At 68.8% G+C, this 22113-nt stretch carries 20 protein-coding genes; 13 read left to right on the top strand and 7 right to left on the bottom strand.

Annotated elements, in window-relative coordinates; translation table 11 throughout:
• The first annotated feature begins 22 nt into the window (after window positions 1-22).
• The 5 genes from FXO19_RS08800 to FXO19_RS08780 are packed head-to-tail and all read left to right on the top strand — an operon-like array spanning window position 23 to window position 3003.
• Complete coding sequence (locus tag FXO19_RS08800; RefSeq protein ID WP_187775718.1) at window positions 23-382, top strand: Na+/H+ antiporter subunit C; 360 nt, start codon at window positions 23-25, stop codon at window positions 380-382.
• Window positions 379-1908: a monovalent cation/H+ antiporter subunit D gene (locus FXO19_RS08795; protein WP_149194700.1), complete on the top strand. Its 1530-nt coding sequence runs from the start codon at window positions 379-381 to the stop codon at window positions 1906-1908. The genes FXO19_RS08800 and FXO19_RS08795 overlap by 4 nt, the downstream gene beginning before the upstream one ends.
• On the top strand, window positions 1905-2390 hold the full coding sequence (locus tag FXO19_RS08790; protein ID WP_149194699.1) for a Na+/H+ antiporter subunit E: 486 nt from the start codon (window positions 1905-1907) through the stop codon (window positions 2388-2390). The genes FXO19_RS08795 and FXO19_RS08790 overlap by 4 nt, the downstream gene beginning before the upstream one ends.
• Window positions 2391-2434: 44 nt before the next feature.
• Entirely contained in the window at window positions 2435-2656 is a 222-nt protein-coding gene (locus tag FXO19_RS08785) for a K+/H+ antiporter subunit F (RefSeq protein WP_255516359.1), read from the top strand.
• The gene (locus FXO19_RS08780) at window positions 2653-3003 is read left to right on the top strand and encodes a Na+/H+ antiporter subunit G (RefSeq protein WP_149194697.1); all 351 of its coding nucleotides are present in this window, start codon (window positions 2653-2655) and stop codon (window positions 3001-3003) included. The genes FXO19_RS08785 and FXO19_RS08780 overlap by 4 nt, the downstream gene beginning before the upstream one ends.
• A 52-nt stretch (window positions 3004-3055) precedes the next feature.
• Here the strand turns inward: FXO19_RS08780 and FXO19_RS08775 are convergent, their stop codons facing one another.
• The 5 genes from FXO19_RS08775 to hppD form a co-directional block, all read right to left on the bottom strand.
• Window positions 3056-4006, bottom strand: coding sequence for a sodium:calcium antiporter (locus tag FXO19_RS08775; protein WP_187775710.1), 951 nt, complete (start codon window positions 4004-4006; stop codon window positions 3056-3058).
• A 252-nt stretch (window positions 4007-4258) separates the two neighbouring features.
• The gene (locus FXO19_RS08770) at window positions 4259-4930 is read right to left on the bottom strand and encodes a hypothetical protein (protein WP_255516354.1); all 672 of its coding nucleotides are present in this window, start codon (window positions 4928-4930) and stop codon (window positions 4259-4261) included.
• A 229-nt stretch (window positions 4931-5159) separates the two neighbouring features.
• A complete protein-coding gene (gene hmgA / locus FXO19_RS08765; protein ID WP_149194695.1) occupies window positions 5160-6479 on the bottom strand; it encodes a homogentisate 1,2-dioxygenase in 1320 nt (439 codons plus the stop codon).
• Between the two features lie 5 nt (window positions 6480-6484).
• Window positions 6485-6886, bottom strand: a complete 402-nt coding sequence (locus FXO19_RS08760) for an endonuclease domain-containing protein (protein ID WP_255516353.1) — start codon at window positions 6884-6886, stop codon at window positions 6485-6487.
• 86 nt (window positions 6887-6972) lie between these two features.
• A complete protein-coding gene (hppD, locus tag FXO19_RS08755; protein ID WP_187775709.1) occupies window positions 6973-8085 on the bottom strand; it encodes a 4-hydroxyphenylpyruvate dioxygenase in 1113 nt (370 codons plus the stop codon).
• Window positions 8086-8188: 103 nt separating this feature from the next.
• On the opposite strand from hppD, the gene FXO19_RS08750 reads away from it, so the two are divergent.
• Both FXO19_RS08750 and FXO19_RS08745 read left to right on the top strand, forming a co-directional pair.
• Window positions 8189-8665 carry a MarR family winged helix-turn-helix transcriptional regulator gene (locus tag FXO19_RS08750; RefSeq protein ID WP_149194694.1) on the top strand — a complete coding sequence of 159 codons (477 nt, stop codon included), beginning with the start codon at window positions 8189-8191 and terminating at the stop codon, window positions 8663-8665.
• Window positions 8666-8913: 248 nt separating this feature from the next.
• The gene (locus tag FXO19_RS08745) at window positions 8914-10401 is read left to right on the top strand and encodes a peptide MFS transporter (RefSeq protein WP_149194693.1); all 1488 of its coding nucleotides are present in this window, start codon (window positions 8914-8916) and stop codon (window positions 10399-10401) included.
• 231 nt (window positions 10402-10632) lie between these two features.
• Here FXO19_RS08745 and FXO19_RS08740 read toward each other — a convergent pair whose 3' ends face one another.
• Window positions 10633-12216, bottom strand: a complete 1584-nt coding sequence (locus FXO19_RS08740) for an AbgT family transporter (RefSeq protein WP_149194692.1) — start codon at window positions 12214-12216, stop codon at window positions 10633-10635.
• A 210-nt stretch (window positions 12217-12426) separates the two neighbouring features.
• Window positions 12427-13296 (bottom strand): tryptophan 2,3-dioxygenase, encoded by an 870-nt coding sequence (locus FXO19_RS08735; RefSeq protein WP_149194691.1) that lies wholly within the window; start codon window positions 13294-13296, stop codon window positions 12427-12429.
• 138 nt (window positions 13297-13434) lie between these two features.
• Between FXO19_RS08735 and FXO19_RS08730 the strand changes: the two genes are divergently transcribed.
• From FXO19_RS08730 to FXO19_RS08705, 6 genes are all read left to right on the top strand, one after another.
• Window positions 13435-16995 carry a Calx-beta domain-containing protein gene (locus FXO19_RS08730; RefSeq protein ID WP_149194690.1) on the top strand — a complete coding sequence of 1187 codons (3561 nt, stop codon included), beginning with the start codon at window positions 13435-13437 and terminating at the stop codon, window positions 16993-16995.
• A 441-nt stretch (window positions 16996-17436) separates the two neighbouring features.
• A complete protein-coding gene (gene pdhA / locus FXO19_RS08725; RefSeq protein WP_149194689.1) occupies window positions 17437-18510 on the top strand; it encodes a pyruvate dehydrogenase (acetyl-transferring) E1 component subunit alpha in 1074 nt (357 codons plus the stop codon).
• Window positions 18507-19547 (top strand): alpha-ketoacid dehydrogenase subunit beta, encoded by a 1041-nt coding sequence (locus tag FXO19_RS08720; protein ID WP_149194688.1) that lies wholly within the window; start codon window positions 18507-18509, stop codon window positions 19545-19547. The genes pdhA and FXO19_RS08720 overlap by 4 nt, the downstream gene beginning before the upstream one ends.
• 58 nt (window positions 19548-19605) lie before the next feature.
• Entirely contained in the window at window positions 19606-19890 is a 285-nt protein-coding gene (locus tag FXO19_RS08715; RefSeq protein ID WP_255516352.1) for an SH3 domain-containing protein, read from the top strand.
• A 70-nt stretch (window positions 19891-19960) separates the two neighbouring features.
• Window positions 19961-21400: a dihydrolipoamide acetyltransferase family protein gene (locus FXO19_RS08710; protein ID WP_149194686.1), complete on the top strand. Its 1440-nt coding sequence runs from the start codon at window positions 19961-19963 to the stop codon at window positions 21398-21400.
• Window positions 21401-21603: 203 nt separating this feature from the next.
• Window positions 21604-21987 (top strand): VOC family protein, encoded by a 384-nt coding sequence (locus tag FXO19_RS08705; protein WP_149194685.1) that lies wholly within the window; start codon window positions 21604-21606, stop codon window positions 21985-21987.
• Window positions 21988-22113 lie beyond the last annotated feature (126 nt).

Genomic DNA, 22113 nt, shown 5'->3' with positions numbered 1-22113 from the left:
TACCGGACAACCTGGCGCCATGATCGAACTCGCATTGGCCAGCGGCATCGGCGTGCTGACCGCGTGCGGCGTCTACCTGCTGCTGCGCGCGCGCAGCTTCGACGTCATCCTCGGCCTGACCCTGCTGTCCTACGCCACCAACCTGCTGATCTTCGCCTCCGGGCGTCCGGTGATCGGCAAGCCGCCGGTGCTGCGCGAAGGCGTGGCCGGGACGCTGGCCAACTACGCCGATCCGCTGCCGCAGGCGCTGGTGCTGACCGCGATCGTGATCGCCTTCGCGATGACCGCGGTCGCGATCGTCGTGGCCATGCGCAGCCGCGCCGACAACCGCAGCGACCACGTCGACGGCCATGAGCCGGAAACACCGGAGCCGGAGCGATGAACCACCTGCCGGTCCTTCCGGTGCTGCTGCCGCTGCTGGCCGCCGCATTGGCGCTGCTGGTCCCGCGCCGGAGCCTGGCCGCGCAGCGGCTGGTGTCGTGGTTGTCCATCGGTGCGCTGCTGGCGGTCGCGATCCTGCTGACACGGCAGGCCGGCCAGGGCGAGGTACTGGTCTATCTGCTCGGCGACTGGCCGGCGCGGCTGGGAATCGCGCTGACGGTCGACCGGCTCGGCGCGCTGATGCTGCTGACCACCGCCCTGCTCGCCATCCCCTGCCTGCTGTACGCCGGCGCCGGCTGGGACCGGCGAGCGCTGCATTTCCACGCGCTGTTCCAGCTGCAGTTGGCCGGGCTCAACGGCGCCTTCCTGACCGGCGACCTGTTCAACCTGTTCGTGTTCTTCGAGGTGCTGCTGATCGCCTCCTACGGGCTGATGCTCAGCGGCGGCCGCGGCCCGCGGATGAGCGCCGGCTTGCACTATGTCGCGTTCAACATCACCGCCTCGACCCTGTTCCTGGTCGCCCTCGGCCTGCTCTACGGGCTGACCGGGACACTCAACATGGCGGAGATGGCGTTGCGCGTGGCCGAGGCCGACCCTGGCGACGTCGCGCTGATCCAGGCCGCGTCGGGCATCCTGCTGGTGGTGTTCTGCGCCAAGGCCGCGCTGCTGCCGCTGTACCTGTGGCTGCCGGAGACCTACGCGCGCGCGCCGGCGGCGGTCGCGGCGCTGTTCACGGTGATGACCAAGGTCGGCGTGTACGCGGTGCTGCGCGTGTACGCCCTGGTGTTCGGCAGCGAGGCGGGCGTGCTGGCCGGCTGGGCCTGGGACTGGCTGCTGCCGGCCGGCATCGTCACCCTGGTGCTGGCCTCGCTGGGCGCGCTGGCCTCGCCGACGCTGCGTGCGCAGGCCGCCTGGCTGGTGATCGCCTCGGCGGCGACGCTGTTCATCGCCTTCTCCCTGGGCACCGCCGGGGCGGTGTCGGCCGGGTTGTACTACCTGGTACAGAGCACCTTCGCGGTCGCGGCACTGTTCCTGATCGCCGACATGATCCGCCGCCAGCGCGGCAAGGCCGGCGACCGCCTCGACATCGCCGCGCCGCTCGGGCACAAGACCGCGCTCGGCCTGTTGTTCCTCGTCGCCGCGGTATCGATCAGCGGGCTGCCGCCGCTGCCGGGCTTCATTGGCAAGTTCATGCTGCTGGCGGCGGTACCGGAGACGCAGCTGGGATGGGTATGGAGCACCGTACTGGTCACCAGCCTGCTGGCGATATTGGCGCTCGCGCGCTCGGGCAGCCAGCTGATCTGGCGCGCGGAGACGTTCGCCGACGCGGCGGCCGCGCCGCGACCGCCGCGCGCACCGCAGCGCATCGCCGTGGCGCTGCTGCTCGGCTACGGCGTCGTGCTGATGCTGGCCTCTGGTCCGGCGCTGCGCTATACCCAGGCTGCCGCCGAACAGGTGCTGGCGCCCGCCGACTACATGCAGCAGGTGCGTGACACCCCACCGCAAACGAGGGCGCCGTCGCCATGAGACGTTTCCTGCCGTCGCTGCCGCTGAGCCTCGCGGTCCTGGTGCTGTGGCTGCTGTTGGTCTCCGACTTCGGCCCCGGGCAGCTGGTCCTCGGCCTGGTGCTGGCGATCGCATTGCCGCTGTTCGCCGACATGCTCAAGCCCGAACGCGCGCACATCGGCCGCCTGCTGGTGGCGCTGCGGCTGGGCGGCACCGTGTTCGTCGACATCGTGCGCTCCAACATCGAGGTCGCGCGGCGGATCCTCGGCCCGGAGCATGCGATCACCCCCGGCTTCGTGCAGGTGCCGCTGGAACTGAGCAATATCCACGGCATCACCGCGTTGGCCAGCATCATCACGCTCACCCCCGGCACGGTGTCGGCGGAACTGAGCGAGGACCGCCGCCATCTGCTGGTGCACTGCTTCAATCTCGGGGACGCCGAGGGCGCGGTCGCCACCATCAAGGCGCGCTACGAGGCGCCGCTGAAGGAGATCTTCCCGTGATCGAGACCGCCGTCGTCGTGGCGCTGTACGCGGTCGGCCTGGCGATGCTGATGAGCCTGTGGCGGCTGCTGCGCGGGCCCAGCGTGCCGGACCGCATCCTGGCGCTGGACACCCTGTACGTGAACACGATCGCCCTGCTGATCCTGTTCGGCATGTACCTGGATTCGTCGATCTACTTCGAGGCCGCGCTGATCATCGCCATGCTCGGCTTCGTCGGCACGGTGATGCTGAGCAAGTACGTGATGCGCCGGGACATCGTCGAATGAGCGCGGCCTTCGAAATCCTGCTGGTACTGCTGCTGGCGGTGGGCACGTTCTTCGTGCTGGTCGGCTCGATCGGCCTGGTCAAGCTGTCGGAGTTCTTCAAGCGCCTGCATGGTCCGACCAAGGCCACGACACTGGGCGTCGGCTGCATCCTGGTGGCGTCGATCGGCCACCACGCGGCGCTCGGCGACGGCCTCGGCCTACGCGAGCTGCTGATCACCGGCTTCCTGTTCATCACTGCGCCGATCAGCGCCCACCTGATGGCCAAGGCCGCGCTGTCGCTGGCGGAGAAGGACCCGCGGCCGCCGACCACGCCCAGAGACGACGCCAGTCCGCCCGACAGCCGGTAACGAAAAGCCGCGGATCGCGTGCATCGACGCAAGTCCGCGGCAAAAAGCGCTTCTAGATCAGGAGCAGTTCGAACGCGACCCACGCCGCGAACACGGCGACGAGGATGCCGCCCTCGAGCCGGCTGATCCGCAGGTCGCCGCGCAGCATCGGGTACAAGGCCAGCACGAACGCGATCGCCACCGGCAGTTCCAGGCGCACGAAGGAGGCGGGCAGCGTCTGCGGTCGCAGCACGGCCATGCCACCGATCACCACCAGCAGGTTGAACAGGCTGGAGCCGAGCACGTGCCCGGCGACCATGTCGCCGCGCCCGCGCCGTGCCGCCATGATCGCCGCCGCCACTTCCGGCAGCGCGGTGCCGATCGCCACCGGCAGCAGCCCGACCAGCAACGGCGACAACCCCCAGGCCGCGCCCAGCCCCAGCCCGCCCTGCACGACGTAGCCGGCGCCGAAGTACAGCAGCGCCGCCGCCACCACGATCCGGACCAGGTTGAGACCGAGCAGCGGGCGCGTGGCCACGTAGCCGGCGATCTCCTCGCGCACGCCAGCCTCCTCGCGCCGCGCGCGCGCCAGCAGGAAGCCGAGCATCGCGGCGAAACCCAGCAGCAGTCCGGCGCCTTCGACGCGGCCAATACGGCCGTCGAGCCCGAAGGCGATCGTCGCCAGCGTCGCGACCGCCAGCAGCACCAGCATCGGCGCCAGCAGCCGCATCCGCAGCACCAGCGGCGCGACCAGCGCCGCCAGTCCCAGGGTCAGGCCGAAGTTGACGATGTTGCTGCCGACCGCGTTGCCCAGCGCCAGCTGCGATTCGCCGATCGCGAACGCCCGCGCATTGACCGCCAACTCCGGCAGCGACGTGGCGAAGGCCAGCAGCAGCAGGCCGGCGACGAACGGCGACACGCCCAGGCGCTGCGCCAGGCCCGAGGTCCCCTTGACGATCGAATCGCCGCCGAGCGCCAGCAGCGCCAGGCCGAGCACGAACCAACCGATCGACTCCATCACCATCGTCGGACTCCTTTAGCTGAAACCCAGGAACGAGAAACGAGGAGTGAGGAGTGAGAAACGAGTAAAAGCGAACGTCCTGCGCCTCGTTCCCGCTTCCGACACTTGAGGTCGGTTCTCGCCGTAGCCCACCTCGCAGACTCCTCGCCGCGGGTCCGTCGCGATTCCAGGCGCGGAACAGAAACGAGTGGAGAAAACGAGTGCGGACGGAGGATCTTCTCTCGTTTCTCACTCCTCGCTTCTCGTTCCTAGCCCTCAAGAGCAGCCCTCGACATAGTCCACCTGCGGCGGCACGCCGATGCGCCATTCGGTGACGCGGCCGTGCTCGTCGGTGGCGAACAGCAGCACGCCCTTGCCGCCGGCCTCGTCGGGAATGCGCAGATACGACGCGCCTTCGACGTACTTGTGCGGCCGCCGCTCGACCCGGCCGGGATACAGCGCCTCGATCTCGTCGGCGCTCATGCCCACCCGGCCGCCACCCGGCGCGACGATGTCGTCGGCGCGCACGTCGATGCGCGAGAAGCGGTCGCCCTCGACCATGAAGGCAATGCGGTAGCCGTCGGATGGCTGCGGTTGCGGCATCAGGTAATAGCAACCACCGGGTTCGGAAGGCGTGGGTTCGCCGAGGTCGCGACCCCAGGCCATGCGTACCTGTTCCTGATCGGCGCCGAACGCGGCCGGGCCGAAGCCTTCGAAGGTGATCGCGCCTTCGGCCGGCATCGCCCCGGTCGCCGCGGCGGCATCGGCCGCGGTCGCCGGCGGTACGTCTTCCTCGGGCTGGTCGAGCGGCGGCGGTGCCGCGGGATCGGTCATGGCGTCGCCGCTGGCGACGGAATCTGCGGCCGGATCCGTAGTCTGCGGGCGTTCCTGGCAGGCGGACAGCGCGAGGACGAGCGCGGCGGCGGCGAGCGGGATCGACGGTTTCATCGGCATGGCTCCTGATGGCATGGCGACAGCAAGCCTACGCGATCGCGAGCTGCATCGCGCAACGAACGATGCCGCTCGCACGGGTCCGCGCCCCTCGTAGGAGCGCGCCATGCGCGCGATGCCGCGGGTGCCGACAGGATCCGGTGCCGTGATCCCGGACCGGCAGGCGCGCCGATCACCGGAACTCGCGGGCGGCGAAATGCCCGCGGCATCGGCGTATGACGCGCTCCTACGATCCGGATGGCCGTCGGAAATGCTTCTCCAACCCCGCCCAGCAGGCCTGGTAGTCGCGCTGCCGGTGCCCGGCGTCGATCGCCTGCTGCGTCGGCCGGATTACCGCGCGGGTCTCGAACATGAAGGCCATGGTGTCGGCGATCACGTCCGGCTTCGACAGGTCGGCGTTCGACGCCTTCTCGAAGGTCGCCGCGTCCGGTCCATGCCCGCTCATGCAGTTGTGCAGCGAGCATCCACCCGGCGCGAACCCTTCCGCCTTGGCGTCGTAGGCGCCGTGCACCAGGCCCATGAACTCGCTGGCGACGTTGCGGTGGAACCACGGCGGCCGGAAGGTGTGTTGCGCTACCAGCCAGCGCGGCGGAAAGATCGCGAAATCCATGTTGGCCGTGCCGGGCGTGTCGCTGGGTGCGGTGAGCACGGTGAAGATGCTCGGGTCGGGATGGTCGAAACTGATCGAGCCGATCGCGTTGAAGCGGCGCAGGTCGTACTTGTAGGGCGCGTAGTTGCCGTGCCAGCCGACCACGTCGAGCGGCGAATGGTCGATATCGGCGCGCCACAGGTGGCCCTGGAACTTGGCGATCAGCTCGAAATCGCCCTCGACGTCCTCGTAGCCTGCGCAGGGCGTGAGGAAATCGCGCGGGTTGGCCAAGCCGTTGGCGCCGATCGGCCCCAGGTCCGGCAACCGCAGCTGCGCGCCGAAGTTTTCGCATAGGTAGCCGCGCGACGGCCCGTCCGGCAGTTCGACGCGGAAGCGGATGCCGCGCGGGACCACCGCGATCTCCTGCGGTCCGACTTCGAGCATCCCGAGTTCGGTGGCGATATGCAGCCGCCCCTGCTGCGGCACGATCAGCAGCTCACCGTCGGCGCTGTAGAAGAAACGCCCGTCCATCGAGGCGTTGGCCGCGTACAGATGGATGCCGACGCCCTGCTGCGCGCCGGCGTAGCCGTTGCCGCCCATGGTGAACAGCCCGTCGACGAAATCGACCGGCGCCTCGGCGGGAATCGGCATCGGGCTCCAGCGCAGCTGGTCGGGAGAGACCGGGCCGTGGACGAAATCGTCGTGCAGGCGCGGCTGCTCGAACGGCGCGAAGCCGCCGTGCGTCAGCGCCGGCCGGATCCGGTATAGCCAACTGCGCCGGTTCACGCCGCGCGGCGCCGTGAACGCGGTGCCGCTCAGCTGCTCGGCGTACAGCCCGTGCGCGACCTTCTGCGGTGAGTTCTGTCCGACCGGCAAGGTGCCGGGCTCGGCCTCGGTGGCGAATTCGTTGCCGAAGCCGGACATGTAACTTGTGGAACTGAGGGTTGAGGAAGCCATGGCAGTCAGCTCTTGAGCCCCTCTCCCTCCGGGAGAGGGGTTGGGGTGAGGGTACGGCGCCCGACACTGTTCCAGATCGCTTCGAGCACCGCATCGGGATTGCTCAGCACATCATTGCCCCAGAACCGGAGCAATCGCCAGCCTTGAGCTTCGAGGTACCGCGTACTGACAGCGTCGGCATCCACGGTGTGCTGTGAACCATCCAGTTCGACAATCAGCTTTTCCTCGATGCAGCAGAAGTCGGCAATGTAGGGCGGGACGGGATGCTGGCGGCGGAACTTCAGGCCGTCCAGCTGACCTGCTCGCAGATGCCTCCAAAGCTTTCGTTCGGCATCCGTCATCTCGCTGCGCAGCCGGCGTGCGCTGTCGAGGGTTCGGGTCGGTAGCGGGGGCTTGATTGTCGTCACTTCGCCGTACCCTCACCCCAACCCCTCTCCCAAAGGGAGAGGGGCTCAAAAAACTCGGGGCAGTCCCCTCTCCAGTGGGAGAAGGCTCAGAGCACGCCGCGCTTCATCTGGTCGCGCTCGATGCTCTCGAACAGGGCCTGGAAGTTGCCCTCGCCGAAGCCCTCGTTGCCCTTGCGCTGGATGATCTCGAAGAAGATCGGGCCGATCGCGTTCTGGGTGAAGATCTGCAGCAGCAGGCGCTGCTTGGTCTCGGCGTCGGCGTCGATCAGGATCTTGTTGCGCGCCAGGCGTGGCACGTCCTCGCGGTGGTTCGGAATGCGCTGGTCGATCACCTCGAAATAGGTGTCAGGCGTATCCAGGAACTCGACGCCGGCCTCGCGCATCTTCTCCACCGTGGTGTAGATATCGTCGGTGAAGCAGGCGATGTGCTGGATGCCCTCGCCCTTGTACGTGTCGAGGTACTCGTTGATCTGGCTCTTGGGATCGTTGGACTCGTTGAGCGGGATCCGCACCACGCCGTCCGGCGCGGTCATCGCCTTCGACACCAAGCCGGTCTTGGCGCCCTTGATGTCGAAGTAGCGGATCTCGCGGAAGTTGAACAGCCGCTCGTAGTAGTCCGACCACTTCTGCATGTTGCCCTGGTACAGGTTGTGGGTCAGGTGGTCGATGAAGGTCAGCCCGAAGCCGGTCGGGTTCTGGTCGGCACCTTCGACCGGCGTGAAGTCCTCGTAGACCGAGCCCTTGTCGCCGTAGCGATCGACCAGGTACAGCATGCAGTCGCCGATGCCCTTGACCACCGGCGCGTCAACGGCCCTGGTGGATGCCTTGTTGTCCACGGCCTCGCCGCCGTTCTCCAGCACCTTGTCGAACACTTCGGTCGCCGGCTTGGCGAAGCGGATCGCGAAGCCGCAGGCGCAGGGCCCATGGGCGGCGGCGAAATCGGCGGCGAACGAATCCGGATCCTCGTTGACCAGGAAGTTCACCCCGCCCTGCCGATAGACGGTGATCGCGCGTGACTTATGCCTGAGCACGGCGCTGAAACCCATCTTCCGGAAATAATCGTGCAGCATCGCGCCCTGGCTCGCGGGGGCGGCGAACTCGACGAACTCGAAGCCATCGATGCCCATCGGGTTCTCGAAGGTGGTCACCTGCATGCCGAGGTTGGGGCCCTGGGGCTGCGCGTGGGGTTGGGCGCTCATGGTCGACTCCTGCTGTACGGGTGCGGCGCGCTACAGTGCGCGTTGCGGTTGACGAACCTGTTTTATAGTTTCAAGTGCAACCATTTGCAAGGTGCAACGCAACATGACTCAAGATCCCGCGCCGTCGCAGGACCGTTCCGCCGCGCATGAGGTGCTGGAACTCGAGCGCTTCCTGCCCTACCGGCTGAGCGTGCTCTCCAACCACGTCAGCCAGACCATCGCCAATGCCTACGCCGAGCGTTTCGGCATCGGGATCACCGAGTGGCGGGTGATCGCGGTGCTGGGCCGTTATCCGGAACTGTCGGCCAACGGCGTCGCCGACCGCACTGCGATGGACAAGGTGGCGGTGAGCCGTGCGGTGGCACGGCTGCTCAAGCGGGGACTGGTCGAACGCGAGATGCACGGCAGCGACCGCCGCCGCTCGGTGCTGCAGCTGAGCGAGGCCGGCTACCGGGTCTACGACGAGGTCGTGCCGCTGGCGCTCGGCTATGAGCGCGAGCTGCTGGCGCAGCTGGACGAGAGCGAACGGCTCATGCTCGACCGGCTGCTGACCAAGCTGGACTTGGCTTCACGACCGTAGGCGCGGGCCGGTCCGTCCAGGTCCGCTCCCGCAGCGGGCCCCACGACAAAGGCACTGGATCCCGGCATGCGCCGGGATGACGATCCGGTGTTCTGGCGCTACGGATTCCCCAACCCCGCACACTTTCGTTCCTCCTTTCCCGTTCCTCGCCCCCTCACCGCTCCCGCCCGGCCCTCACCGACCTGCTATTGACGTGGAACAATCGCGGAGGCCATGGTGCCCGGGTTTGTCCATCCGGAAGCCCGCCCATGAACCAGCCCGTCGCCGCCCAGGCGAAGCACCCGCCCGGTCTCTACACCCTGTTCTTCCTGGAAATGTGGGAGCGCTTCTCCTACTACGGGATGCGGGCGATCCTGTTCCTGTTCATGGTCGCCGCGGTCGAGGCCGGCGGGCTCGGATTCACCGAGCAGCACGCCGGTGCGGTGTACGGGCTCTACACCGCGGGCGTGTACCTGCTGGCGGTGCCCGGCGGATGGGTCGCCGACCGGCTGATCGGGCAGCAGAAGGCGGTCTGGTACGGCGGCATCATCATCGCCCTGGGCCACTTCAGCCTCGCGGTGCCGAACCTGCCGTTCTTCTATCTGGGCCTGTTCCTGATCGTGATCGGCACCGGCCTGCTCAAGCCCAACGCCTCGACCATCGTCGGCGAGCTGTATCCGGAAGGCGGCGCGCGGCGCGATGCCGGCTTCTCGCTGTTCTACATGGGCATCAACCTGGGCGCATTCATCGGTCCGTTCGTCGTCGGCGCGCTGGGCGAAGGCTGGAACTGGCACTACGGCTTCGCCGCCGCGGGCGTCGGCATGGTCGCCGGCGTGATCCAGTACCGCATCCAGCAGCACAAGCTCGGCGACGCCGGCGCACGGCCGATCCGGGATTTCGACGATCCCGCCGACGCACCGCGGCTGCGCAACGAGTGGCGTGGGCTCTGGATCGCGGTCGCGGCGATGGCGGCGATCGCGATCGCGGTGTTCGCCGGCCTGCTGACCATCGACCCGCTGCTGGTCGCGCGCAGCGCGGCCGCGGTGATCATCGGTATCGCGGTGGTGTACTTCGCCTACATCCTGCTGTTCGGCCGCGTCGATGCGCAGGACAAGCGCAGGGTCTGGCTGCTGGCGATCCTGTTCATCTTCTCGGCGATGTTCTGGTCCGGGTTCGAGCAGGCCGGCTCCTCGCTCAACATCTTCGCCCAGCGCTATACCGACCGCATGATCTTCGGCTTGGAGATGCCGGCGTCGTTCCTGCAGGCGGTCAACCCGATCTTCATCATCCTGCTGGCGCCGGTGTTCGCTGCCATCTGGATCCGGCTCGGCGCGCGCAATCTCAACCCGTCGGTGCCGGTGAAGTTCGCGCTCGGCCTGATCTCGCTGGGCCTGGGCTTCGCGGTGATGGCGTTCGCCGCCACGCTGGCCGCCGCCGGCGAGCAAGTGCTGCCGCTGTGGCTGGTGCTGACCTACCTGCTGCACACCACCGGCGAGCTGTGCCTGAGTCCGGTCGGGCTGTCGGCGGTCACCAAGCTGGCGCCGCGCAAGTTCCTCGGCCAGATGATGGGCCTGTGGTTCATCTCGATATCGCTGGGCAACCTGTTCGCGGGGCTGATCGCCGGGCAGTTCGACCACGAGTCGCTGCCGCAGATGCCGTCCATGTTCCTGTCGATCTTCCTGTGGACCGCGGGCCCCGGCGTGCTCCTGCTGCTGCTCTCGCGCTGGCTCAAGGGCCTGGCCGGCGGCCGCACCTGATCGCGGGCCGCCGCGAAGAGGGCTCGGGACCCGCCAGCATCACGCCGTCGCGGCCATGCCCGTTACCGTCATCCCGGCGCAGGCCGGGATCCGGTTTTTCGCGCTGTGTTTTCCAGCGAGTAGCGAAAGCAACGCTGGATCACGGCTGGCGCCGGGATGACGATGTGGGCGCGTTCGGTGCCCCGCTTCCCGGTTCGAGGTCGCGGGCTTCGGTCCTCCCGACCAGGGCCATTACGGCCCTGGATAAGCGTAGCTCGCGCCGACGCCCAGCGGGATGCCCAGCGCCCAGAAGCCGATCAGGAACGCGGTCCACACCACCAGCAGGGTGATCGAGAACGGCAGCATCAGCGCCAGCAGGGTGCCGATGCCGCTGGACTTCACGTAGCGCTGGCAGAACACCACCACCAGCGGGAAGTACGGCAGCAGCGGGGTGATGATGTTGGTGCTGGAGTCGCCGACGCGATAGGCCGCCTGGGTCAGGTCCGGCGAGACCCCCAGTTGCATCAGCATCGGCACCATGATCGCGCCGATCAGCGCCCACTTGGCCGAGGCCGAACCAACCATCAGGTTGACGAAGCCCGACAGCAGCACGATGCCGACCAGGGTCACGCCCATCGGGAAGTTCATCGCCTGCAGCCAGGCCGCGCCCTTGATCGCCATCAGCGCGCCCAGGTTGCTCTGCCCGAAGGCGTAGATGAACTGCGCGGCGAAGAACGCCATGACGATGTAGTACGCCATGCTGCCCATCGCCTTGCTCATGCCCTGGATGACGTCGCGATGGCTCTTGACCGTGCCGGCGACGTAGCCGTAGATCACGCCCGGGATCAGGAAGAAGATGAAGATCAGCGGCACGATCGACTGCATCACCGGCGCCGCGGCGACCAGCAGCGGATGCCCGCCGGGCGGCACCGCCTCGGCCGGCGCGCGCCAGGCTGAGGTCTCCGGCATCAACGACAGCGCGAACACGACAGCGGCCACCAGCATGCCCAGCACCGCCAGCAGCAGGCCCTTGCGCTCGCGTTGGCCGAGCTCGTCCATCGTCTGGAATTCGCTGACGTCGCCGTCGACCTCGGTGCCGCGCAGCCGCGGCTCGATCACCTTGTCGGTCAGGAACCAGCCGATCACGATCACCAGGAAAGTGGATGCCGTGGTGAAGAAGTAATTGTTCAGCGGGTTGACCACCGCGGTCGGATCGATGATCCGTGCCGCCTCCTGGGTCAGCCCGGCCAGCAACGGGTCCAGGCTCGAGGGCACGAACAGCGTCGCCGAGAAGCCGCCGGACACACCGGCGAACGCGGCAGCGATGCCGGCCAGCGGATGCCTGCCGGCGGCGTAGAAGATCACCGCGCCCAGCGGGATCACCAGTACGTAGCCGGCATCGACCGCCACGTGGCTGAGCACGCCGACCGCGATCAGCACCGGGGTCAGCAGCATCTTCGGCGTGAACGACAGGATCGCCCGCAGTCCTGCGCTGATGAAGCCGGTGTGTTCGGCCACGCCCAGGCCCAGCATCGCCACCAGCACCACGCCCAGCGGCGCGAAGTTGACGAAGGTGCGCACCATCTGCGCCATGAACTCGGTGAAGCTGGCGCCGCTGAGCATGTTGCGGATCTGGATCGGATCGCCGTTGCGCGGATCGACCTCGGCGAAACTTACGTTGGCCAGCAGCGCCGAGACCACCCACACCACCACCATCAGGATCAGGAACAGCATCGCCGGATCCGGCAGCTTGTTGCCGACGCGCTCCACCGCATCGAGGAATCGGGTCACGAAGTTGCGTGACGCCGCCGCGGTCTCCGGGCTGGGCTGACTCATGCGCTGGCTCCTGTCTGTAGGATGAACCGCCGCATCCTAACCCGGATCGTCCCCGCTTCCCGCGTGGCCCGCTCGTAGGAGCGCGCCATGCGCGCGATGCCGCGGGCATGGCGCCGCCCGCGAACTCCGGTGACCGGCGCCTGCCGGTCCGGAATCGCGGCATCCACCGGATCTGGCCGGCACCCGCGGTATCGCGCGCATGGCGCGCTCCTACGGGGGTGGCGGGTGGTCGCCGAGATGGGTGCGCACCTCGAACAGCTCCGGAAAGAACGTCAGCTCCAGCGCCTGCTTGAGGAAACCCACGCCGCTGGAGCCGCCGGTGCCGCGCTTGAAGCCGATGATCCGCATCACCGTGCGCATGTGGCGGAAACGCCACAGCTGGAACTGGGTCTCCACGTCCACCAGGTCCTCGCTCAGGGCGTACTCGCGCCAATAGCGGTCGGTGTCCTCGTAGATGGCGCCGAGCACCGGCAGCAGGTCCCGGTCCAGCGCATGCGGCTGGCTCCAGTCGCGCTGCAAATGCCGTTCCGGCACCGCGTGTCCCCAGCGCGCCAGGTAGCACAGGAACTCGTCGTAGAGGCTCGGCGCCTCCAAGGTCTCGCGCAGCGCCGCCTGGCCCTCGGGATCATGGGCGAACACCCGCAGCATGGCGGCGTTCTTGTTGCCCAGCAGGAACTCCATGCTGCGGTACTGCAGCGACTGGAATCCCGACGACGGCCCCAGGATCTCCCGGAATTCCAGGTACTCGGCCGGGGTCAGCGTTTCCAGCACCGACCACTGCTCGGTCAGCTGCCGCAGCACCTGCTTGCAGCGTGCCAGCACCTTGCGGCAGCGCCAGACCTCGTCGCGCTTGAGGTGGGCGATCGCCGCCGAGAGCTCGTGGACCATCAGCTTGATCCACAGCTCCGACACCTGGTGCTGGACGATGAACAGCATCTCGTCGTGGTGCGGCGGGTCCGACAGCGGTTGCTGCGCCGACAGCAGCCGGTCCAGGCGCAGATAACCGGCGTAGGTCAGCTGCCCGTTCAGGTCGGTGTGGATGCCCGCTTCGAGCGGGCGTTCGTTGCGCGGGTCGGTCATCCACGCAGATTAACCCAATCGTCCCGCCGGCCCGGTCGGAACCGCCGCCGGCGTCATGCAACCGACATCGGTTCCGGGCACAATCGGGCGGCCGGGGGGCGCCGGATCGAGCATCTTTCTTTCCAGGGGAGTACCACCATGCGCGGTATCGGTCGCCAGCTCGGGCTGGTCTTGCTTCTGTCCTGCGGCATCGGCGCCGCCCAGGCCGAGGTCGTCATCAGCCAGGTCTACGGCGGCGGCGGCAACAGCGGCGCCACCTTCACCAACGACTACGTCGAACTGTTCAACCGCGGCGACGACGCGGTGTCGCTGTCCGGCAAGTCGCTGCAGTACGCCAGCGCCACCGGGACGGGCAATTTCGGCGCCACTGCCACGCAACTGGTCGTACTGCCCGGCGACACCCTCGAGCCCGGCCACTACTACCTGGTCGCGCTGGCCGGCGGCAGCACCGGCGAGCCGCTGCCCGCCGCGGACGCCACGGGCACCATCAACATGGCCGCCGCCTCCGGCAAGGCGGCGCTGGTCGATTCCACCACCGGCCTGGGCTGCAACGGCGGCAACAATCCCTGCACGCCGGCACAGGAAGCGCTGATCCTCGACCTGGTCGGGTTTGGCGGCGCCAACTACTTCGAAGGCAGCGGCACCGCGCCGGGCCTGAACAGCTCCACTGCCGCCTTCCGCGCCGACGACGGCTGCAGCGACAGCAACGACAACGCGGCCGACTTCACCACCGGCACGCCGGCACCGCGCAACAGCGCCGCGATCCCCAACGTCTGCGGCGGCGGCGGCGAGGCCTACCTGAGCATCGCCGACACCAGCGCGGCCGAGGGCGACGGCGGCAGCACGCCCTTCTTCTTCAGCATCAGCCTCAACCAGCCGGCCGGCGCGGGCGGCGTCAGCGTCGACTACGCCACCACCGACGGCAGCGCCGTCGCCGGCGAGGACTACATCGCCGAAAGCGGCACCGTGACCATCGACGAGGGCGAGACCTCGGTGACGATCACCGTCGACGTGCTCGGCGACGGCGACACCGAGCCGGACGAGACCTTCCACGTCGATCTCGACAACGCCGTCGGCGCGCTGATCGCGCGCGCGCAGGCCACCGGCACCATCGTCAACGACGACGTCACCACCCTGGCGATCCACGCCATCCAGGGCGACGGCCAGCTTTCCCCCTACAACGGCGAGGCGGTGGCCACCGAGGGCATCGTCACCGGCCGCAAGAACAACGGTTTTTTCCTGCAGAGCGCCGATGGCGAGGACGACGGCAATCCGGCCACCTCGGAAGGCATCTTCGTGTTCACCGGCGGCGCGCCGCCGGATGCCGCCGCGGTCGGCAGCCGGGTGCTGGTGCAGGGCACGGTGGACGAGTACGTCCCCGCCGCCGACCCGCACCAGCTGCCGCTGACCGAGATCGTCTCGCCGTCCGTGGTGCAGCTGTCCGGCGGCCATCCGCTGCCGACACCGGTGGCACTGACCGTCAATCTGCCCAATGCCGACGGCGGCCTCGACCAGCTCGAGCCCCTGGAAGGCATGCGCGTGACCGCGCCCAGCTTCACCGTGGTCGCGCCGACCGGCGGCTTCACCAACGAGCCCTCCGCCACCGGCACCGGCAACGGCCGCTTCGCCGTGGTCGTGACCGGCACCGCGCGGCCGTTCCGTGAGCCGGGCATCCCGGTCCCGGATCCGGACCCGCTCGGCAGCAGCGCGCCGAACATCCCGCGTTGGGACTTCAATCCGGAACTGATCGTGGTCAACAGCGGCACCATCGGCGCGCCGACGGCCGACGTGGCCGCGGGCTGCGAGATCGTCGACGGTTCGCTCACCGGCCCGCTCGACTACACCTTCCGCCGCTACACGATCTACCCGGAGGCCGAGATCGTGGCCGAGTGCGGCGACGCCGGCCAGCCGCGCGCGGCAACGGTCCCGACCGCCGACCACGCCACCTTCGCCACCTACAACCTCGAGCGCTTCTTCGACACCGAGAACGACCCGGCCACCGGCGATCCGGTGCTGACCCCGGAAGCGCTGGAGCGCCGCCTGAACAAGGCCTCGATCGCCATCCGCCGGTTCCTGCACACGCCCGACGTGCTCGGCGTGACCGAGGTGGAGAACCTGTCGGTGCTGCAGGCGTTGGCCGAACGCATCAACGCCGACGCCGTGGCGGCCGGCGATCCCGATCCCGGCTATGCCGCGTGGCTGGAGGAAGGCAACGACATCGGCGGCATCGACGTCGGCTTCCTGGCCCGCACCGGCGAGGTCGCGGCGGGCATCGCCCGCGTCGAAGTGCTGTCGGTCGAACAGGCCGGCGCCGACACGATGCTGGCCAATCCCGACGGCTCCAGCACCCTGCTCAACGACCGCCCGCCGCTGGTGATGGACGCCATCGTCCACTTCACCGACGGCCGCAGCCTGCCGGTCACGCCGATCGTGGTGCACCAGCGCTCGCTGAGCGGCATCGACAACGACGAAAGCGGCAGCAGCGGCTGGCCGACAGGCGGCGCGCGCGTACGCGCCAAGCGCCAGGCGCAGTCGGAGTACCTGGCCGGGCTGATCGACGGCATGCAGAACGACGATCCCGCGCGCAGGATCGTGGTGCTCGGCGACTTCAACGCCTTCCAGTTCAACGACGGCCACGTCGACGCGCTGGGCGTGGTCATCGGCCAGCCGACCCCGGACGACGAGACCGCGGTCGACGGCGACGGCGTAGACCTGGTCGAGCCGGACCTGCACAACACCACGCTCGACGCCGATCCGGCGGAGCGCTACTCGTTCGTGTTCGACTACCAGGCGCAGTCGCTCGACCACGTGCTGGTCAACCGCGCGCTGCTCGACTCGGCGGACGTCGCCGGCCATGCGGTCAGCCACGCCCGCATCAACGCCGACTTCCCCGAGGTCGCGCGCAACGATCCCGACACGCCCACGCGCCTGTCCGACCACGATCCGACCATGCTGCTGGTGCGGCTGCAGGCGCTGACCTTCGCCGACCTCGAGGTCATGGCCGAGGCGATCGAAAGCAGCGCGGCCGTCGGCGATGCGATGGAATTCGCGGTGACCGTGAGCAACGCCGGTCCGGACGCGGCGGCGTTCCCGGGCATGGGCTTCTCGCTCGACGTTGAACTCGACGACCTGGCGGTCTCGGCCCCGGACGGCTGGAGCTGCGATGCGCCGACCAGCGGCAGCGACAGCACCTCCGTCGCCTGCACCGCCGACACGCTCGGGGTCGATGCCGACGCGGTCTTCGGCATGAGCGCCACTGCGCCGGAGAGCGCGCTCGGCACCACGGTCACCCTGGCCGCCGCGGCCACCTCGCAGACCCAGGATCCCGAGGAGGGCAACAACGATGCCGGCGCATCGGTGGAAGTCACCGAGGCCGCGCCCGAGGTGGTCGAGCTGCAGAACCGCGAGGCCGTGACTGGCATCGAGGGCGCGGCCGGCGACGCGCACCTGTACCGCATCGAGGTGCCGGCCGGCGCGCGCAACCTGCGCATCCTCAGCTACGGCGGCAGCGGCGACGTGCTGCTGACCGCGCGCCTGGGCGAGCTCCCGACCGACGACGCCTACGACGCGATCTCCTCCCGGCCCGGCAACAACGAGATCATCCACGTGGCCGCGCCGACGGCCGGGACTTGGTACATCCGCCTGGTCGGCGAACGCGCCCACACCCGCGTCTCGCTGCGCGCCAGCTTCAATCCCTGATCTTTCGTTCGGCGTACCTTGCGACCCCGGCTTCGGCCGGGGTTTTTTTGGGGGCTTTCAAGTCGAGCCGCCAACAGCGCCGTTTCCGCTCCCTCTCCCCCGCTTGCGGGGGAGAGGGCTGGGGTGAGGGGGAATACCGGAGCCGACAGCACATCGGCACCCAGTTCAACTCGAGTGAAGTGAAGACCCGAAACACTCGATCCTTCTGCAACACGGCGAGGACGCCGGCGCCGGCACACCCCCTCACCCCAACCCTCTCCCCCGCGAGCGGGGGAGAGGGAGCAGGGCTCGGCGACACATGCCCGCGTACTGCATGTCCGGTATGCAGGCGCCACCCGCGGCCGCAGCAGACCCGCGCCTGCCTGTCATGACGCAACGCGCAACGGCCCATTACATGGGAACGGTTACCATCGACGTTCTCCGTCAACGACCGATCAGCACATGACCGTCGCCGCGACATTCGAAATCGAATACCTGCAATATCTCGGCCCGGACGGCAAGCCGACCGCCGATTTTCCAGCCGCGTTCAGCGATCCCGAGACGCTGCTGCCGCTGTTCAAGGAGATGCTGTTCGTGCGCACGTTCGACACCAAGTCGATCGCGCTGCAGCGCACCGGCAAGCTCGGCACCTACGCCTCCAGCCTGGGCCACGAGGCCACCCACATCGGCATCGGCGCCTCGATGCGGCCCGAGGACGTGTTCGCCCCCAGCTACCGCGAATACGGTGCGCAGTTCATGCGCGGCGTGCACCCACGCGAGATCCTGATGTACTGGGGCGGCGACGAACGCGGCAACGACTTCGAGGTGCCGCGCCACGACTTCTCCTGGTCGGTGCCGATCTCCACCCAGTGCCTGCACGCGGCCGGCGCCGCGCTGGCGTTCAAGCTGCGCAAGGAGCCGCGGCTGGCGGTGGCCTGCTGCGGCGACGGCGGTTCGTCGAAGACCGACTTCTACGCCGCGCTCAACTCCGCCGGCGCCTACACCCTGCCGCTGGTGCTGTGCGTGATCAACAACGGCTGGGCGATCTCGGTACCGCGCTCGGCGCAGACGGGCGCCAAGACACTGGCACAGAAGGGCATCGCCGGCGGCCTGCCCTGCCTGCAGGTGGACGGCAACGACCTGGTGGCGGTACTGGAGGGCATGCGCCGCGCCACCGAGCGCGCGCGCAACGGCGAAGGCGCCACCGTCATCGAGTTCCTCACCTACCGCCTGCACGACCACACCACCGCCGACGACGCCCGCCGCTATCGCTCGGAGGAGGAAGTGAAGGCCGCCTGGGAGCGCGACCCGATCCCGCGCCTGCGCACCTTCCTCACCACGAAGAAGCTTTGGGACGAGCAGCAGGAGAAGGCCTGGGCCGAGGCATGCGGCAAGCGCGTCGACGCCGAGATCAACGCCTACCTGGCGTCGAAGGTGCAGCCGGTCGAGGCGATGTTCGATTACCTCTACGCCGATCCGCCGGCTGACCTGTTGAAGCAGCGCGACGCCGCGATCGCCCTGGAGAAACGTGCATGAGTGCGGCGAAGTCTCCTGGGGTCGGGGCTGAAGCCCCTCCTACAAAGGCGAAGACCGACGCCCCGATCACCCTGATCGAGGCCATCACCCAAGCGCTGGCCTGGGAAATGCGTCACGACGACTCGGTGGTGGTGCTGGGCGAGGACGTCGGCGTCAACGGCGGCGTGTTCCGCGCCACCGCCGGCCTGCAGCAGACCTTCGGCCCCGAACGCGTGCTCGACACGCCGCTGGACGAGACCACCATCGCCGGGCTCACCGTGGGCATGGCCGCGCAGGGCATGAAGCCTGTCGCCGAGTCGCAGTTCGACGGCTTCATGTACCCGATGATCGACCACATCGTCTGCCACGCGGTACGCCTGCGCTATCGCACCCGCGGCCGCCTGCACTGCCCGATGGTGCTGCGCGTGCCCTGGGGCGGCGGCATCCGCGCGCCCGAGCACCACAGCGAGGCCAACGAGGCGATCTTTACCAACGTGCCCGGCCTGCGCGTGGTCATGCCGTCCTCGCCGGCGCGCGCCTACGGCCTGCTGCTGGCGGCGATCCGCGACCCGGACCCGGTGATCTACTTCGAACCCAAGCGCATCTACCGCCAGTACAAGGAACTGGTGCCCGATGACGGCGAAGCGTTGCCGCTGGACGTTTGCTACGTGCTGCGCGACGGCGACGACATCACCCTGGTCACCTGGGGCGCGCAGGTCAAGGAGACGCTGGAGGCCGCCGATCGGCTGGCCGAGGACGGCATCTCCGCCGAGGTGATCGACGTGGCCACGCTCAAGCCGCTCGACTTCGACACCATCGCCGAGTCGGTCGCGAAGACCGGCCGCTGCGTGATCGTGCACGAGGCGGCCAAGACCGCCGGCTTCGGCGCCGAGATCGCCGCGCGGCTGGCGGAGGAGTCGATGTACGACCTGCTAGCGCCGGTCGAGCGCGTCACCGGCTACGACACGCACATCCCGCTGTTCCGGCTGGAAATGAAATACCTGCCGAGCGTGGACCGGATCGTCGCCGCGGCGAAGCGGGCCGTGGCGGCGGGCTGAGATGCGGCGCGCGCGCGTCATCGCCGCGCATCGCGCTCCGGATCGCCCGGCGATACGGATGAAGGCGGGCGAGACGGTGCTGCTCGGCGAACGCGACGCGGAATGGCCGCAGTTCGTCTGGACCACGCTCGCCGGCGGACTGGGCGGCTGGGTGCCGGCGGCACTGTTCGACCGCGAACACGGCGAGGCCACGGCGCAGGCCGATTACGAAACACTCGAGCTCGACGCAGACCCGGGCGAGATATTGAGCCTGCAGCACGAGCTCGCCGGCTGGTGGTGGGCCGGGAACACCGACGGCGCGCATGGCTGGATCCCGGCGCGCGCGCTGGAATATCTGGATTGAAGCAACGCCGGTACGGACCCGCGGCCCACGCCAACGGAAACCCGCCGGATCGAAGAGGACCGAAACCGACATGGCCGACAAGACAACCTTCAAGCTTCCCGACCTCGGCGAAGGCCTGCCCGACGCCACCATCGTCGAATGGTCGGTCAAGGTGGGCGACACCGTCCGTCTCGACGACCCGCTGGTGTCGATGGAGACCGCCAAGGCCGTGGTCGAGGTGCCCTCGCCGGTCTCCGGCAAGGTGCTCGAGCTCGCCGGCGAGCCCGGCGACGTGATCGAGACCGGCGCGGTGCTGGCCACGTTCGAGATCGACCCGGACCTGCCGCAGCGCGCCGAGGGCCAGGACACCGGCCACCACCATGGTCCGAAGCCGACGAAGGGCACCGGCAGCAAGGCGCCGAGCAACGGCGACCAGGTCGTCGCCTCCGACGACGGCGGCGCCATCTCCGACGCCGGCGATGCCGCGCCCGAAGGTACGGCCGGCGAAGGCGAGCGCGCCGACAGCGGCACCGTGGTCGGTGCCATGCAGTCCTCCGACACGGTGCACGCCGAGCGCGCCAGCGCGGTCGGCGGCGTCCGGGCGATGCCGGCGGTGCGCGCGCTGGCGCGCAAGCTCAAGATCGACCTCGCCCGCGTGCGCGCCACCGGCGCCGACGGCGTGGTCACCATGGCCGACCTCAAGCAGGCCGCGGCCGACGGCAGCGCCGCCTTGCGCCCCTCTCCCTCCGGGAGAGGGGCCGGGGGTGAGGGTACAGGCGCCCGCACAGCCCCGCCACGCGCCGCACCTCCCGAAGCGAGAAGGGAAGACCAGCGCACCGCGCTGTCCGCCTCCGGCAAACCCATGCGCACCCAGCCACCCACGGTGTCCGCCAGCGGCCAGCCGGAGCAGCTCAAGGGCGTGCGCCGCAACATGGCGCGGGTGATGGCGGACGCCCATGCCAAGGTGGTGCCGACCACCCTCTGCGACGATGCCGATATCCACGCCTGGACCCAAGGCAACGACATGACTGCCCGCCTGGTCCGCGCGATCTGCGCGGCGGCGCGCGCGGTGCCGGCGCTCAACGCCTGGTTCGACGGCGACAAGCTCAGCCGCACCCTGCACCCGCACGTGGACCTCGGCATCGCCGTGGACACCGACGACGGCCTGTTCGTGCCGGCGCTGCGCAACGCCGACATGCTCGACGCCCGCGGCGTGCGCGAGGGCGTCAACCGCCTGCGCACGCAAGTCGAGGATCGCAGCATCCCGGCCAGCGAGCTGAGCGGCTACACCATCTCGCTGTCCAACTTCGGCATGTTCGCCGGTCGCTACGCCACGCCGGTGATCGTGCCGCCGTGCGTGGCGATCATCGCCGCCGGCCGCGCCCGCCACCAGATCACCCCGGTGATCGGCGGCTTCGAATCGCACAAGGTGATCCCGCTGTCAGTCACCTTCGACCACCGCGCCTGCACCGGCGGCGAGGCGGCGCGGTTCCTGCGGGCGATGCTGGACGACCTGGCGTTGGCTTCGTGATTCGGGAATCGGGAATCGGGAATCGGGAATCGGGAATCGAATAGCAGCATCGCCCCTGCCGGCCGCCTGTCAACCGTCATCCCGGCGTAGGCCGGGATCCAGGCCCGCGCAAGCCACCGACTGACCGGCCTGCCTTGCTCCAGGATGACGGCACTGGATGATTCCATCCGCTACGCCGCCATCCACACCACCGGGAGAACGTCATGACCCACCGCAGCCGACTGTCCACCTTCGTCCTCGACTGCAAGGTCGAAGACCTGAAAGCGGCGACCGAATTCTGGAGCCGCGCGCTCGGCAAACCGGTCGAGAGCTTCGACGAAGACGGCGACGGCAAGTACGCCGCCCTGAAGACGGAGCACGACGAGCCGATCCTGCTGCTGCAGAAGGTCGAGCACGAATCACGCATCCACCTGGACATCGAGGCCGACGACATCGACGCCGAAGCCGAGCGGCTGGAAAAGCTCGGCGCGAAGAAGATCGGCTTCGTCAAACGCTGGTGGGTGATGGAAGCGCCCAGCGGTCATCGCTTCTGCATCGTGCGCCAGCAACGCGAACCGTTCGGCCCGCATCTCAACCAGTGGGACTGAGCGCGCCCCGCACGATGCGGCTCGGGCACCTCCACAACGCCACGCGCAACCACGCGACGAAGCACTAGCGACGCGGCTCCCGCGTCGCTGACCGGTTCGATCGGCCTTGGCGAGCGCCATGCGTCC

It is taken from the genome of Luteimonas suaedae, assembly GCF_008312895.1.
In the GTDB taxonomy this organism is placed as follows: Bacteria; Pseudomonadota; Gammaproteobacteria; order Xanthomonadales; family Xanthomonadaceae; genus Luteimonas; species Luteimonas suaedae.
The sequence above is the reverse complement of the archived record's forward strand: the minus strand, read 5'-3'. Positions and strand labels throughout refer to the sequence as shown.

Excerpts from the sequence above, each read along its gene's own strand:
- FXO19_RS08715 (WP_255516352.1), top strand. The coding sequence starts at position 19,606 with ATGAAGGCGGGCGAGACGGTGCTGCTCGGCGAACGCGACGCGGAATGG.
- FXO19_RS08775 (WP_187775710.1), bottom strand. The coding sequence starts at position 4,006 with ATGGTGATGGAGTCGATCGGTTGGTTCGTGCTCGGCCTGGCGCTGCTG.
- FXO19_RS08720 (WP_149194688.1), top strand. The coding sequence starts at position 18,507 with ATGAGTGCGGCGAAGTCTCCTGGGGTCGGGGCTGAAGCCCCTCCTACA.
- hppD (WP_187775709.1), bottom strand. The coding sequence starts at position 8,085 with ATGAGCGCCCAACCCCACGCGCAGCCCCAGGGCCCCAACCTCGGCATG.
- FXO19_RS08790 (WP_149194699.1), top strand. The coding sequence starts at position 1,905 with ATGAGACGTTTCCTGCCGTCGCTGCCGCTGAGCCTCGCGGTCCTGGTG.
- FXO19_RS08750 (WP_149194694.1), top strand. The coding sequence starts at position 8,189 with ATGACTCAAGATCCCGCGCCGTCGCAGGACCGTTCCGCCGCGCATGAG.
- FXO19_RS08780 (WP_149194697.1), top strand. The coding sequence starts at position 2,653 with ATGAGCGCGGCCTTCGAAATCCTGCTGGTACTGCTGCTGGCGGTGGGC.
- FXO19_RS08740 (WP_149194692.1), bottom strand. The coding sequence starts at position 12,216 with ATGAGTCAGCCCAGCCCGGAGACCGCGGCGGCGTCACGCAACTTCGTG.
- FXO19_RS08730 (WP_149194690.1), top strand. The coding sequence starts at position 13,435 with ATGCGCGGTATCGGTCGCCAGCTCGGGCTGGTCTTGCTTCTGTCCTGC.
- FXO19_RS08770 (WP_255516354.1), bottom strand. The coding sequence starts at position 4,930 with ATGAAACCGTCGATCCCGCTCGCCGCCGCCGCGCTCGTCCTCGCGCTG.
- pdhA (WP_149194689.1), top strand. The coding sequence starts at position 17,437 with ATGACCGTCGCCGCGACATTCGAAATCGAATACCTGCAATATCTCGGC.
- FXO19_RS08785 (WP_255516359.1), top strand. The coding sequence starts at position 2,435 with ATGCTGATGAGCCTGTGGCGGCTGCTGCGCGGGCCCAGCGTGCCGGAC.
- FXO19_RS08795 (WP_149194700.1), top strand. The coding sequence starts at position 379 with ATGAACCACCTGCCGGTCCTTCCGGTGCTGCTGCCGCTGCTGGCCGCC.
- FXO19_RS08705 (WP_149194685.1), top strand. The coding sequence starts at position 21,604 with ATGACCCACCGCAGCCGACTGTCCACCTTCGTCCTCGACTGCAAGGTC.
- FXO19_RS08735 (WP_149194691.1), bottom strand. The coding sequence starts at position 13,296 with ATGACCGACCCGCGCAACGAACGCCCGCTCGAAGCGGGCATCCACACC.
- FXO19_RS08710 (WP_149194686.1), top strand. The coding sequence starts at position 19,961 with ATGGCCGACAAGACAACCTTCAAGCTTCCCGACCTCGGCGAAGGCCTG.
- FXO19_RS08745 (WP_149194693.1), top strand. The coding sequence starts at position 8,914 with ATGAACCAGCCCGTCGCCGCCCAGGCGAAGCACCCGCCCGGTCTCTAC.
- hmgA (WP_149194695.1), bottom strand. The coding sequence starts at position 6,479 with ATGGCTTCCTCAACCCTCAGTTCCACAAGTTACATGTCCGGCTTCGGC.